A 14218-nucleotide genomic window follows, 5' to 3' on the forward strand; every position below is an offset into this window, starting at 1 on the left:
CTCGATCTGGAGGAATAACCCATGAATAACTTTCATGAGCAAGCCATGAGCTCTGTCTATCAACAAGTGTTGCACCGACTCCTGGGTTTTTTCAGCCGTTCCGAGCGCATTGCCTTGCAGTTGTTGATTCAACGCTTGTTAGTGGCCGCGGGAGGAGTCGAGCGCATTGAGCGTTACCGGGTAATGGTGGTTCATGAGGGCGGCAAGGAGTGCGCGTATACCTTGGCTTTTTTACGCGCCGCGCAGCTCAGTATTTCAGGGCGCTCGCCGCACACCTTCATTTTGCGCATTGCGATACTGCGCCAACCACGAATGACGGCCAATGTGATGGAGCGTATTCAGGCTCAATGCAGTGAGTTGTTTATGTATGACGACAGCCGGGTGGAATTGCTGTTGGTGGATGAGCAGGCCGCTACCAGGCTGCATAAGCAGGTAGGGTTTGAGAGCCTGTCTTGTGACCTGAATCGAACCCAGGTATTGATGTCGGGTCACCTGACTCACGGTGATGCCAGGGCGACATTTTTGTATGCCGACTTGTTGTCCCGGGCCAAGCTGTACCGACGAGCCAGTAACTGGGGTGTCAAGGTCGATGCGTTGATCGACCGGCGTCCTCCCACTCACCTTGGGCAGTACGTAAGGTGGATTCAGCAGGTTGCAAAGCAGCAGGGGCATAGTCCCAATGGCGAGCACCGTCAGGGTTTTGAAAGTGCGGTCAAGTTGTGCAGCCAGCTGGATGACGACTATAAACAGCTGTTGCGTCTGCCAGCGGCGCCGGGCAGTGAAGCCAGCGCCGGCGAGGGGGCGGGCGATATAAACGTGATTAATGTATTTGATTGCCTGTGCCACGAAATGGATGTGTTGCACTCTCCGGTGCTGGTGTTCATGGAAGGGGCCTGGAATATCAAGGCCCTGAATATTGAAGAGCCCCAAGCTGCAGTCGTTTTGGTGGCGGCCCACGTACACGGTATGCGCGGGGCTTACCAATATGGTGTGGAATACAGTGTGGGAGCCGATGCTTACTTGCGCCGCGCCTCGAGAGAAAATACCTGCAATGACCGGTTTAAAGGCCAGCTGATAAAGCAGCTGGGGGCTGTGTTTGATACGCCCAAACAACTTGAAAAGTTACGCGGTGCCGCCGCGCAGTACCTTAGCAAACTGCATGGGCTTAACGATGAGCAACTGGGGTGTTTGATCTGTTCGCCTTTCGTCAATCAGGCCGATGGCCTTGAACCTTTCCTGCAAAAATGCCATCCCGACAAAGTGCAGCGCATTAAGGATTTTCACCGGGTGTTAATGGGCAACCCCGCGCCGTTGCAGGCGAATGTCGCCTGGCTTGAGTCCATTAGCGGGCTACCCCTGGCGTCATTGCAGGCGCTGTATCACATGCAAAAAATCGACTTCACGCAATGCAATTCCCTGATTGCCAGCTTATGGGCTCACGACCCGAACAAGCAGGCCTGGCACACGGCCCTTGGGATTGAGGCTCCAGATTAAAGGCTCGTCAGCCAGGACGACGAGCCTGCGCTCTGCAAACCGCTCATCCAATAGGATTTGCCAGAGTACTGGGCAAACTGATATCTGTACGCATATCCAGTATCAAAAGCCAGTGGTCCGTTCTGCCCGTGATTTCCAATCCCCTCGAAGACCCGTTTTACTACCTGAAAAACTTCCAGCATGTGCTTGACTGGATTGCCGCCCGTTATGACGACCTTCTAAGTGTCGAGGAGCAGCGGTTTATCGCCGGTTTCGCTGAACTGCCCGGCCCTTCACAAGCGTTGTGGGTACGTATGGTGATGCGCAAGGGGGCGCACTTCAGGGCCAGCAAGCTCAAGTATCCGGAAATCGGTGAGGCTTCACTGGCTGCAGAGCCCTTGGTTGCACGGGGATGGCTGGACGACCAGGCGCCTTTGGCCCTGGCCGAGGTGTTTGATGTGCTGCAAAAGCCAGAAATTCTTGCCCGCTTCAGCGCGCATATTGGCCGGCCCAAAGCCAAAAAATCGGAATGGCTTGATGAGTTGGTGGCCAGCTTTACCCAGCAGCAGAGCCTGGCCCAGTGGCACCCGGCCCTGGCCGAACCGCTATACACCCTTAACCACAGGGCGCTGTGCGATCGTTTGCGCCTGATGTTTTTTGGCAACCTCAGCCAGGGCTGGTCAGATCTGGTACTGGCCGATCTGGGCCTGTTTACGTACGAGAAAGTCGGTTTTAGTCATGAATCGCGAGGACTACGTTCCCGTGCCGATATTGAGGGCTATGTGCACCTGTATGCCTGTCGCGAGCGATTTGAGGTCACTGGGGATGTGGACGATGTACTGCAACCCGTACTCGACTACCAGGCGGATAACCGCTGGCTGCAACGACGACGCGCACGCCTGCTGTTCCAGATCGGTCAGCATCTGGAACGCACAGAAGACTTGAGCCGGGCGCTACAGGTCTATCAGCACAGCCAGCACCCCGAAGCGCGGCAGCGTGGCATTCGCGTGCTGGAGCGTCAGGGGCAATACCAACGGGCGCTGAGCCTGGCAGAAACGGCCCTGCAGGCGCCACTGACTGATGCCGAACACCAGCATTTGCTGCGGATAATCCCGCGTCTGCGACGCAAGCTCGGGTTGGCAGCGGTCGCCGTTTCAAAGCCAAGAGCCCCTGACCGTCTCGACCTGAGCCTGCCACGAGAAGACACCACGTGCGTTGAACTCAAGGTGGTGGCGCATCTGCAGGCCCCTGATGCCCCAGTGCATTACGTGGAAAACACCTTGATCAACGGGCTGTTCGGTTTGCTGTGCTGGCCGGCGATTTTTGCGCCCTTGCCGGGCGCGTTTTTTCACCCGTATCAGAGTGGCCCGGCGGACTTGTTGGAAGATGACTTCTACGAGCAGCGTGCCGCGATGTTCGAGGATTGTTTCGCACAACTCGATGACGGGCGTTACCTGGCCACAATCCGTGCAGCTTACGTGGCCAAATTCGGTATCCAGAGCCCCTTTGTCGCCTGGAGCTATCTGAGTCAGGGCCTGCTTGAAGACGCATTGCTGTGCTTGCCGCCCGCACATTTGAAGTTGTGGTTTCGGCGTCTGCTGCTCGATATAAAAGCCAATCGCACAGGCATGCCTGACTTGATCCAGTTTTTTGCGGCGCAAAAAACCTACCGCATGATCGAGGTCAAGGGCCCGGGTGATCGTCTGCAGGATAACCAGTTACGCTGGCTGGCCTTTTGCGAAGAGCACGCAATGCCGGTAACTGTGTGCTACGTGCAATGGCAGGAGCCGCAGGGGTGAGTTATCGCGTTGCGGTGCGTGCCTTGTGCGAGTTCACGGCCAAGGTCGGCGATCTGGATCTGCGCTTTACGCCGTCACCCACGGCGCAGCAGGGCATTGCCGGTCATCGCACGGTGGCCTCGCGGCGCAGTGCGCTGTACCAGCCAGAGTTGAGTCTTGAAGGCCAGTACGGGGCGTTGACCGTGCGCGGCCGGGCAGACGGCTATGACCCGGTGGCCAATGTGCTGGAAGAGGTGAAAACCTATCGTGGCGATTTCGCCGCAATGGCGGCCAACCACCGCCAGTTGCATTGGGCACAAGCCCGCGTCTACGGCTGGCTGCTGTGCCAAAGTCTGCAATTGCCGCAGGTCAATCTGGCGCTGGTGTACTTCGACATTGTCAGCGAAAAGGAAACACGTCTTCAGGAAACCTGGTCGGCTGCGGATTTGCAGCAGTTTTTCGAGCAGCAATGCGGGTTGTTCCTGGCCTGGGCCGAGCAGGAAATGAGCCATCGCCAGGCTCGGGACGAAGCCGCTCGCAGGCTGGCCTTTCCCCATGAGCAATTTCGTACCGGGCAACGGGCATTGGCCGAGGCGGTGTACAAAACCGCCAGTACCGGGCGCTGCCTGATGGCTCAGGCGCCGACCGGGATCGGCAAAACCATTGGCACCCTGTTTCCGCTGCTCAAGGCCATGCCTGCGCGGCAACTCGACAAAGTAGTGTTTCTGACCGCCAAGACTCCGGGCCGCAAGCTGGCCCTGGATGCGGCGCAGGTGCTCTATCCCAAGGGGCAGAATGTGCCGTTGCGGGTGCTGGAGTTGGTTGCGCGGGACAAGGCCTGTGAATACCCCGAGAACGCGTGCAATGGCGATTCATGCCCATTGGCCAGAGGTTTTTATGATCGTTTGCCTGCTGCGCGTCTGGCGGCGGTCGCCCAGGCCCCCCTCGATCAGCAGACCTTGCGCAGCGTTGCGCTGGCTCACGGGATTTGCCCGTATTACCTGAGTCAGGAAATGGCCCGCTGGGCTGATGTGGTGGTTGCGGACTACAACTATTACTTCGACTTCAGTGCATTGCTCTATGGCCTGGCCCAGGCAAACCAGTGGCGGGTCGCGACGCTGGTGGACGAAGCCCACAATCTGGTTGAGCGTGCGCGGCAGATGTACAGCGCCAGTCTGGACCAGCAGGTTTTCAATAGCGTGCGTCACACGGCACCGGCCGCGCTCGATAAGCCTTTCAAACGTCTGAACCGTGAATGGAATGCGCTGCACAAGGAGCAGGCGGGTGCCTATCAGGTTTACCCCACGCTGCCGGAGAAGTGGCTGACGGCCTTGTCGGCTTGCATCACCGCCATCGGCGACTACTTGAATGATCACCCGCAAGGGCTGACCGGTAATCTGCAAAGCTTCTACTTTGAAACTCTGCAGTTCAATCGAGTGGCCGAACTGTTTGATCCGCACTTTTTGTTCGACGTCAGTCTGCGTGAAGACGGCAAGCGGCGTCTGTCGCAGCTCAACCTGCGCAACATCGTACCTGCAGGTTTTATCGGCCCGCGCTTGGGGAGTGCCCAGAGTAATGTGCTGTTTTCGGCCACCCTGAGCCCGCAGACCTATTACGCCAACTTGCTGGGGTTACCGGCTGACACGGTCTGGATGGACGTCGAGTCACCGTTCAAGGCTGAGCAACTCACCGTAAACGTGGTCAGCCGGATATCGACCCGGTTTGCCCATCGTCAGGCTTCGCTGGAGCCGATTGTCGAACTGATCGCCTGTCAGTTTGAGCAACGGCCGGGTAACTACCTGGCGTTTTTCAGCAGCTTTGATTATCTGCAACAGGTTGCCCAATTGCTCGCCGAGCGCTATCCCCACGTCAGCCAATGGTCCCAGGCGCGGCGTATGGATGAAGCGGCACGCCAGGGATTTCTCGATCAGTTCACCCTGTCGAGCCAGGGCGTGGGTTTTGCAGTGCTGGGCGGAGCCTTTGGCGAGGGTATCGATTTGCCAGGCGCCCGGCTGATAGGCGCGTTTGTCGCGACCTTGGGGCTGGCGCAGTTCAACCCGGTCAATGAACAGATCAAACAGCGGATGGCGGCATTGTTTGGCGCCGGTTATGACTACACCTACCTGTACCCCGGTGTGCAAAAAGTGGTGCAGGCCGCTGGACGGGTGATCCGTACCCAAAGTGATCAGGGCACGCTGTATCTGATTGATGACCGTTTTGCCGAGCCCAAGGTGCAGCAACTCTTGCCTCGCTGGTGGCAATTGGGTTGATGGCCCGACGTTATGGCAAACTGCTGGGACTGTGGCGCATGAGGCGCCTTTTTTGACCTCGGAGTTACCTGCTATGAGCATCAAACGTTTCGGTACCGGCGCTGTTGGCGCAGGTGGCCAGCCATTACCTTTCGCCCGTGCTGTAGAGGCTGATGGCTGGTTGCACGTGTCCGGCCAGGTTGCCATGGAAAACGGTGAAATCATCAACGGCGGGATTGTCGAGCAAACCCACAAGACCCTGCAAAACCTGGTCGCCATCCTAGAAGAAGCCGGTTATGGCCTTGAAGATGTGGTCCGCGCTGGTGTATGGCTGCAGGACCCTCGTGATTTCTGGAGTTTCAACAAGGTGTTCGCCTCGTACTTCAAAAGCGAACATGCACCGGCCCGGGCCTGCGTGCAGGCCATGATGATGGTCGATTGCAAGGTCGAGATCGACTGCATCGCCTATAAAGCCAAGCGCTGAAATTTGAGGAGTTGAGTGTGTCGAAGACGTCGAACAACCCGCCGGTGCTCAAAGGTGCAGCCAACCCCGCCGATAACCTGGTTCATGACGTGAGCCTGCCCGCCCTGGTGATTCACCGTGACGCACTGGAGCACAACATTCGCTGGATGCAGGACTTTGTTACCCGTAGCGGCGCGGTGTTGGCACCTCACGGCAAAACCAGCATGGCACCGGCACTGTTTCGTCGCCAGCTGGAGCAGGGCGCTTGGGGTTTGACCTTGGCGACTGCGGTCCAAACCTGTGCGGCCTACGCCGGTGGCGTACGACGAGTGTTGATGGCCAATCAGTTGGTGGGACGGGCCAATATGGCCTTGATTGCTGACTTGCAGACCGATCCGGCATTCGAATTTCACTGCATGGTCGACCACCCGGACAACGTGGCGGCCCTGGGCGCCTTCTTTGCCGAACGGGGCCAGCGCCTGAGGGTCATGATCGAATACGGAGTAGCAGGCGGGCGTTGTGGTTGCCGCACCGAGCAGGAAGTCATGGCCCTGGCCGCAGCGATCAAGGCACAGCCCGCATTGGCCCTCACGGGAATCGAAGGCTACGAAGGAGTGATTCACGGAGAACAGGCCGTCAACGGCATTCGCGAGTTTGCGGCTTCGCTGGTGCGTCTGGCCTTGCAATTACACGCCGACGGCGCGTTTGCCCTCGATCAACCGATCATTACTGCCTCGGGCTCGGCCTGGTATGACCTGATTGCAGAAGGCTTCGAGGCCGAGGCGGCCAGCGGGCGTTTTCTCAGTGTATTGCGCCCTGGGAGTTACGTGGTTCATGACCACGGTATCTACAAGGATGCTCAGTGCTGCGTACTGGATCGTCGCCAGGACTTGCACGAGGGCTTGCGTCCAGCGCTGGAAGTCTGGGCTCACGTGCAATCGCTGCCCGAGCCGGGCTTTGCAGTGATTGCGCTGGGCAAGCGCGACGTGGCCTTTGACGCGGGCCTGCCGGTACCGTTAAAGCGTTATCGCGAAGGGGTGTTACCGGCGGTTGGCGACGATGTCAGCGGGTGCAAGATCACGGCGGTGATGGATCAGCATGCCTTTATGACCGTTGCCGCGGATACCCGGTTGCGCATAGGCGACATCATCAGCTTTGGCACGTCGCACCCTTGCCTGACCTTTGACAAGTGGCGCACGGGTTGCCTGGTCGATGAGCAGTTCAATGTGCTTGAGCGTTTTGACATCATGTTCTGATGCGTGTGGGAGCGAGCCTGCTCGCGAAGTTCTCAAAAGCTTCGCGATTCGCTTGTACGAGCCGGCTCGCTCTCACAGGGCTTGTTTCAATCGCGGTAAAACACCTGCACAAGGTGATAGCCGAACTTACTTTTGACCGGGCCGTGTACCACCCGCAGTGGCTTCTTGAAGATGATCTGGTCGATAACGCCCACCATCTGCCCAGGCCGCACTTCACCCAGATCGCCGCCACGCTTGCCCGACGGGCAGGTCGAGAATTTTTTCGCCAGCACATCGAAGGCTTCGCCCTTGGCGATGCGTTGCTTGAGCGATTCGGCTTCTTCGGCGGTTTTCACCAGAATATGGCGGGCTTGAGCTTTCATGTGATCTTTACCTTGAAACTGTAGGGCATAGTGCGCGGCCGCGGATTATGCCTGAGTTTTCGCTTCTGGGCTGTGATACCGCGGCAGGTACAGGCACACACGGGTACCGCAACCGCTCTGACTGTTGATGCTGACATGCCCGCCAGACTGCTGGGCAAAACCGTAAATCATTGACAGCCCAAGCCCCGTGCCCTGACCCACGGGTTTGGTGGTGAAAAAGGGGTCGAAAGCCTTGGCGAGGGTTTGCGGGGTCATGCCCGTGCCGTCGTCACTCACCTCAAGCATCACATAGTCACCTGAACTGACCGCCTCCAGGGTGCTGAGATCACTGGCGTCGAGATAGTGATTGGCTGTTTTGACCACCAGCGTTCCGCCTTCGGGCATCGCATCGCGGGCGTTGATCATCAGATTGAGCAGGGCGCTTTCAAGTTGTCCAGTGTCTGTATTGATGGGCCATATGTTTGGCCCAAGCTCCAGAATCAGTTCAATGTGCGGGCCTGTGGTGTTACTGAACAGGGCCTGCAGCGAACTCACCAGTTGATTGGGATCCAGCGGCTTGCGGTCCAGTGACTGGCGACGGGAGAACGTCAGCAGGCGGTTGGTCAGCGCGGCTGCCCGATGCGCAGAAGACACGGCGGCATCGGCAAAACGTTCGACTTCGTCAATACGCCCAGCTGCGATGTAGCGCTTCATCAGATCCAGGCTGGTGATAATTCCGGTCAGCATATTGTTGAAGTCGTGGGCGATACCGCCGGTCAACTGGCCCACGGCTTCCATTTTTTGCCCATGCCGCAGAGCTTCCTCGGCCCGGGCCCGCTCCAGTATCTCGCGTTGCAGTTGCAGGTTGGCCTCGGCCAGCGCCTGGGTACGTTCGGCCACGCGTTCCTCAAGGGTCTCGTTAAGCTCCAGCAATGCCTGTTCGGTGGCACTGGCCTGCAAGCGTTGGTTGCGCCTTGAACTCTTGGTAGCCATGGTAAGTCCTGGAAGTGAATCACTGGATAAGTCTATTGGATGCCGGATAGCGGCTCAACGCTATCAATGTTGCTGCAAGCCCCGTTCTTGACAGTGCGACTAAGGTCGAATGAGGCTCAGGCTAAGCCTTTCGTACAATTGCGCCCCTTTTTTGGATTGAAGCCTCTCACTTGATACTCAGTGCGCCTTCGATCGTTTTCATCCTGCCTTGATTGGCTGCTGGAGCTTGTAAATGGTTCATCCTTTAACCGTGTTGGCGCAGAGCCGGGTATCTCGCTGGGGTGCACTGGCAGTGTGTGCCGGTTTTGCCGCACAGTCACAAGCCGGCGGTTTTATTGAAGACAGCAGCGCCAAACTGGAAGCACGTACGGTGTATTTCAATCGCGACTTTCGCGATGGCAGCAGCTCAAATCCCCAAGGCGCGTCCAAGCGCGATGAAACGGCGCAAGGCTTTATCCTCAACCTGCAATCGGGTTACACCGAAGGCACGGTCGGTTTTGGGCTCGATGCGCTGGGCATGCTGGGTCTGAAACTGGACTCCAGCCCTGCCGACAGCAACAGCGGCCTGCTACCTTCGACCGGCAACGACCCCCGTCGTTCCAAGGATCAATATGCCAAGTTCGGGCTGACGGCCAAGATGCGCGTGTCACAGACCGTGCTCAAGTATGGTGCGCTACTGCCTGACCTGCCGTTGCTCAAGTACAACGATGGTCGGCTGCTGCCCAACATGTTCAACGGCGCCATGCTGGTCTCACAGGAAATCAAGGACCTGAAGTTCATGGCTTCGCGCCTTGATCGTTATACCGCCCGTGATTCCACTGACAGCCAGGACCTGCGCCTGAACTGCAAAAACAAACGTTACGCATGCAATATGACTGCCGATCATTTCACGATGTACGGCCTGGACTACAAAGTTAACGAGCGTCTGACCGCGCAGTACCATTACGCCGAGCTGCAGGACATCTACCGGCAGCAATTTGTCGGTTTGCTGGCCAGCCAGCCCGTTGGCCCGGGTGTGTTTTCAGCCGATGTGCGCTTACTGAAAAGTGATGACGCTGGTTCTGCCAAGGCTTCGACCATCGACAACCGCGCCCTGGGCGCCATGCTCGGTTACTCGGTGGGCGGGCATAAAGTCAGCGCGGGCTGGCAGCGCATGAATGGCGAAACGTCGATGCCGTATCTGGATGGCAGCAACCCGTATCTGGTCAACTACTTGCAGGTCAATGACTTTGCCAACGCCCAGGAGCGTTCCTGGCAGCTGCGTTACGACTATGACTTCAAGGCCATCGGGATTGACGGATTGTCGTTCCTGACGCGCTACGTGAACGGCGACCACATCAAAGTGCTTGGCAGCACCGAAGAAGGCAAGGAGTGGGAGCGTGACAGCGAGCTGAAATACATCGTGCAGAGCGGCACATTCAAGGACGTCAGCCTGCGCTTGCGTAATGCGACCTACCGCACCAACTACGCCCAGTTCGCCCGTGACGTGGATGAAACGCGGCTGATCGTCAGCTACAACCTGTCGATCTGGTAAGCAACGCACACAAGCCCGTAAAGACTCTGTTACAGGTCAAGGCCCCAGTGGGAGCGAGCCTGCTCGCGAATGCTTTTCGCGAGCAGGCTCGCTCCCACGGTGGAACTATAAAGGCGGCGGTTACATCAGCTGCGCACGATACGGCAAGTCCGGGCCGGTTTTGCTGCAGGTGAGGGCGGCGGCGCGGCTGGCGAAGTCGAGCAGGGTGTCGAGTTGGGAGGCACTCAACTGTTGCAGCCCCTCAACGGAGTCCAGCTCATGCTCGGTCAGCCAGGCGATCACTGCTGCCTGGAAGGTGTCGCCCGCGCCTACGGTGTCAGCAACGTTGACCTGAGTGGCCACAGCCGTGCGCTGGCCATGCTCGCGACTCCAGACGCTGGCGCCCTGGCTGCCACGGGTCAAAAACACCAGTTGGCAGCGATGGTTCAGCCATGAGCAGGCAATCTGCTGCGGATCTTGTCCCGGATACAGCAGCTCCAGGTCTTCATCACTGACTTTGATCACATCGGCATAGGGAATCAGTTCATTGATTCGCTGCCGCCATACCTCAATATCCGGCTCAGGGTTAAGGCGCACATTCGGGTCCAGGCTGATCAGGCGACGTCCGCTTTCGCGCTTGACCAGTGCCAGCAACGTATCGGCAACCGGTTGCACCACCAATGAAAAAGACCCGACATGCAGCCCGCGCACTTCAGGGCCCAATTCGGGTAAATGATGGGTATGCAATTGCCGGTCGGCGCAGCCTTCGCCGCGAAAGCTGTAGGCGGGTGAGCCGTTGGCATCCAGTGCGACCATGGCCAGTGTGGTAGGGGCGTCCATCTGGATCAGGTACTGATCACTGACACCTTCGTCCTTGAGGACTTGTTGGAGGCGCTGGCCCAGATAGTCCGTCGACAACCCGGCAAACAGTGCGGTGTTGATACCCAGGCGCCGCAGGCCCACCGCTACGTTGAACGGCGACCCACCGGCAATGGCTTTGAATTCCACTTTGTTCGCTTGCGCGCTGCCGTCCGCTTGCGCGAAAAAATCAAACAGTGCTTCTCCGCAAATCACATACATAACGTTTACTCGGTTAAGGCCGCGACCTGTTGTCGGTAGCGTAGATAAAAGTGTTCATAAGCCAGCACATTCGCCGCCTCGGGAAGGGTTTCACCCGCGTGGTCGAGGCGTACGCAACGCTGGCACAATTGCGCCAGGGTTTGACGACCTGCACCCACACACCAGGCAGCCTGGATGGCCGCGCCCAGGGCGGCGGCTTCGCTTTGTTCGGTGCAGACCACCGGGGTGTTCATGATGTCGGCGACGATCTGGCGCCACAGCGGGCTTTTCGAGCCGCCACCCACCAGTCGTATGGTGTGGCTTTGCAAACCGTTTTGGCGCAGCAGGTCCAGGCCGTAGCGCAGGCCATAGGTAGTGCCTTCGATGGCGGCCCGGCACAGATTGGCCTGAGTCATGTTGGCCAGGGTAAGGCCCTGGAAACTGCCGCTGGCATCGGGCAGGGCCGGTACACGCTCGCCATTGAGAAAGGGCAGCAGGCTAACCCCTTCAGTGCCAATCGGTGCCTGACTGGCCAGTTGATTGAACGCATCGAGTGGCAACCCGAACAACTCGCGCACGGCGCCTGTGACATTGGTCAGGTTTAAGGTGCAGATCAAGGGCAGCCAACCACCGCTTGACGAGCAGAAGCTGGCCACCGAGGTGTCCGGGCTGACCTGCGGCTGCGGATCAAAGCCGTACACCGTGCCGGATGAGCCCAGGCTCATGGTGATGATCCCAGGTTCAATATTGCCGGTGCCAATGGCACCGAGCATGTTGTCGCCACCACCGCTGGACACCACGGCGTCGGGGTTCAGCCCCAGCAACCGGGCAATCTGCGGGCGCAAGCCGCCCACTGGCTGGTGAGACTCGATCAACTCAGGCAGCGCCTGTTCAAGACGGCGATCCGGGTCGATATGGCGCAGGATATCGAGGTCCCACTGGCGGCTGCGGACATCGAAATAGCCGGTGCCCGAGGCATCGCCGTACTCGCTGCAACAGCGTCCGGTGAGCCAGTAATTCAGGTAGTCATGGGGCAGCAGGATATGGGCAATCCGCGCAAATACTTGAGGGTGATGGATTTTGGTCCATAGCAGTTTGGAAACGGTGTAGCCCGGTGCGATGACCAGACCCAGTCGCTGCATGGAGCCCGTTTCACCCCCTAGCCATTCCAGCAACTGGCGGTTTTCGGGAGCCGACTCGGTATCGCACCAGAGTTTGGCCGGGCGCAATACTTCACCGTGCTTGTCCAGCAGCACCAGTCCGTGTTGCTGGCCCGAGACGCCGATGCCCTGAATCTGCTGGCCGCTGACACCGGCCTGGGTCAGCGCGCGTTGCGTGGCTGTGGTCAATGCCTGCAACCATTGCTCGGTGTCCTGCTCGCGGCGGCCGTGTTCACCCTGGGTCAGCGTATGGGGCGCAGTGCCCAACCCCAGCACCTGGCCGCTGTGGCTGTCGAGAATCAGTGCTTTGGTGCCCTGGGTGCCGCAGTCGATGCCCAGGAATAAGGTGCGAGTGTTCATGCAGAACCTGTTTGTGGCCAGATCAAAAAACCCACCCCCCAGCCTCGGAGAAAGGGGGGGGTGAGGGCTGTTCAAAGATGCAGCAGTTTCTCCAGCGTCCCGCTCACGCCCGCTTCACGCAAGTTGTTCAGACACCACTCAAAGGCCGCCACAAACTCGGCCGACTGGGCGATGGCAGTGCCAAAAATATCTTCCACTCCCAGCAGCCGCTGCACGATCAGCGCATCTTCCGCGACCAAAGCCTGGCAAAACACGGCTCGTGGATCGGGAATGTCATAGGTTTGCCCGTTCTCGTCCACACCCTTGAGGTACAGCGCCCAGGCAGCCACCACCAGTGCCGCACGCTTAAGCTGCGCGCCATCGCTGATCAGGCGATTGATGGTTGGAATGGTGAATTTGGGAAACTTCGACGAACCGTCAGAACACACGCGCTCCAGCTGGTCGGCAATGGCCTGATTGGAAAAACGCTGGACCAGGGTGTCTTTGTAAACCGCAAGGTCGATGCCTGGCACTGGTGCCAGCTGCGGCGTCACGTCCAGGTCCATGTAGGCCCGCATGTAGGCTACGAACAAGGGGTCATTCATGGTCTCGTGGACAAAGCGATAGCCTTTGAGAAACCCCAGGTAGGTCAGCGCCAGGTGACTGCCGTTGAGCAGTTTGATTTTCATCTCTTCATAGGGCGTGACGTCATCCGTGAGCTGAACACCTACGGTTTCCCATGCCGGACGGCCATTGGCGAACTTGTCTTCCAGCACCCACTGAATAAAGGGTTCGCACACCACTGGCCAGGCATCTTCGATCCCCAACTGGTCCTGCAGTTGCTGGCGATGGGCATCGCTGGTCATGGGGGTAATGCGGTCCACCATTGCATTGGGAAAGCTGACATTGGCGGCGATCCAGTCATGCAAATTCATATCGCTCAGCGCGGCGAAAGCCAGCAGCGCCTTGCGTGCCACCGCGCCGTTGTGGGGCAGGTTATCGCAGGACATGACAGTAAATGCCCGGGTGCCGTTGGCCCTGCGTCGGGCTAGGGCAGCACAGAGCACGCCAAAGACCGTTGTGGGCGTTTCGGGATGGGACAGGTCGTGCTGGATGGGCGCCAGTGAGGCCATGAACTCGCCACTGCTGTCGTCAATGCAATAACCACCTTCAGTGATGGTCAGTGAGACGATGCGAATGGCCGGGCTGGCCAGTTTGTCGATCAGCGCCCGAATGTCGTCTTCAGCCAGCAGCATGTCACTGATGGAGCCAATGATCCGGCTTTGGTTATCGTCGCCATCACCCAACTCGAACAGGGTGTAGAGGTAGTCCTGACTGGCGAGATCGTCTCGCACCTTGCGGTCCTCGGCGCGCAGGCCGATGCCGCAGATGCTCCAGTCAAGATCACGGCCCTGGCTCATCAGGGCATCGGTGTAATACGCCTGATGGGCGCGATGAAAGCCGCCCACCCCGATATGTGCAATGCCATGTTGCGTATGGCTTGCAAGATAGGCGGGCTTGGCCACTTTGTCGGTGAGGTTATCGAGATTCAGGCGATTAAGTTTCATGGTGCTATCTCAAAAAAGGTCGTCAG

10 protein-coding genes and 1 pseudogene are annotated in these 14218 nt (G+C 58.5%); 6 read left to right on the plus strand and 5 right to left on the minus strand.

The window, feature by feature from the left end:
- The first annotated feature begins 21 nt into the window (after nt 1–21).
- From RGV06_RS01215 to RGV06_RS01235, 5 genes are all read left to right on the plus strand, one after another.
- Nucleotides 22–1494, plus strand: coding sequence for a hypothetical protein (locus RGV06_RS01215; protein ID WP_322149130.1), 1473 nt, complete (start codon nt 22–24; stop codon nt 1492–1494).
- Nucleotides 1495–1622: 128 nt separating this feature from the next.
- Nucleotides 1623–3272 (plus strand): VRR-NUC domain-containing protein, encoded by a 1650-nt coding sequence (locus RGV06_RS01220; protein ID WP_322149132.1) that lies wholly within the window; start codon nt 1623–1625, stop codon nt 3270–3272.
- Nucleotides 3269–5521 carry an ATP-dependent DNA helicase gene (locus RGV06_RS01225; RefSeq protein ID WP_322149133.1) on the plus strand — a complete coding sequence of 751 codons (2253 nt, stop codon included), beginning with the start codon at nt 3269–3271 and terminating at the stop codon, nt 5519–5521. Before RGV06_RS01220 ends, RGV06_RS01225 begins: the two co-directional genes overlap by 4 nt.
- Before the next feature lie 73 nt (nt 5522–5594).
- Entirely contained in the window at nt 5595–5984 is a 390-nt protein-coding gene (locus RGV06_RS01230) for a RidA family protein (protein ID WP_019827189.1), read from the plus strand.
- A gap of 17 nt (nt 5985–6001) precedes the next feature.
- Nucleotides 6002–7219: an amino acid deaminase gene (locus RGV06_RS01235; protein WP_322149135.1), complete on the plus strand. Its 1218-nt coding sequence runs from the start codon at nt 6002–6004 to the stop codon at nt 7217–7219.
- A gap of 86 nt (nt 7220–7305) precedes the next feature.
- Here RGV06_RS01235 and RGV06_RS01240 read toward each other — a convergent pair whose 3' ends face one another.
- Together RGV06_RS01240 and RGV06_RS01245 are read right to left on the minus strand one after the other, a co-directional pair.
- Nucleotides 7306–7581 carry a peptidylprolyl isomerase gene (locus tag RGV06_RS01240; protein WP_019409622.1) on the minus strand — a complete coding sequence of 92 codons (276 nt, stop codon included), beginning with the start codon at nt 7579–7581 and terminating at the stop codon, nt 7306–7308.
- A 72-nt stretch (nt 7582–7653) separates the two neighbouring features.
- A pseudogene (locus RGV06_RS01245) lies at nt 7654–8505 on the minus strand (ATP-binding protein); the annotation flags it as partial.
- Nucleotides 8506–8785: 280 nt separating this feature from the next.
- Between RGV06_RS01245 and RGV06_RS01250 the strand changes: the two are divergent.
- On the plus strand, nt 8786–10087 hold the full coding sequence (locus RGV06_RS01250) for an OprD family porin (protein WP_046810105.1): 1302 nt from the start codon (nt 8786–8788) through the stop codon (nt 10085–10087).
- Between the two features lie 120 nt (nt 10088–10207).
- On the opposite strand, the gene RGV06_RS01255 is transcribed toward RGV06_RS01250, so the two are convergent.
- From RGV06_RS01255 to RGV06_RS01265, 3 genes are all read right to left on the minus strand, one after another.
- Nucleotides 10208–11146 carry a carbohydrate kinase family protein gene (locus RGV06_RS01255; protein ID WP_019827185.1) on the minus strand — a complete coding sequence of 313 codons (939 nt, stop codon included), beginning with the start codon at nt 11144–11146 and terminating at the stop codon, nt 10208–10210.
- Between the two features lie 5 nt (nt 11147–11151).
- Entirely contained in the window at nt 11152–12645 is a 1494-nt protein-coding gene (gene xylB / locus RGV06_RS01260; RefSeq protein WP_322149137.1) for a xylulokinase, read from the minus strand.
- A 71-nt stretch (nt 12646–12716) separates the two neighbouring features.
- Nucleotides 12717–14192 carry a mannitol dehydrogenase family protein gene (locus RGV06_RS01265; RefSeq protein WP_322149138.1) on the minus strand — a complete coding sequence of 492 codons (1476 nt, stop codon included), beginning with the start codon at nt 14190–14192 and terminating at the stop codon, nt 12717–12719.
- Nucleotides 14193–14218: the final 26 nt, after the last annotated feature.

Origin of the sequence: Pseudomonas sp. CCI3.1 (assembly GCF_034313985.1) — a bacterium.
Classification (GTDB): Bacteria; Pseudomonadota; Gammaproteobacteria; order Pseudomonadales; family Pseudomonadaceae; genus Aquipseudomonas; species Aquipseudomonas psychrophila.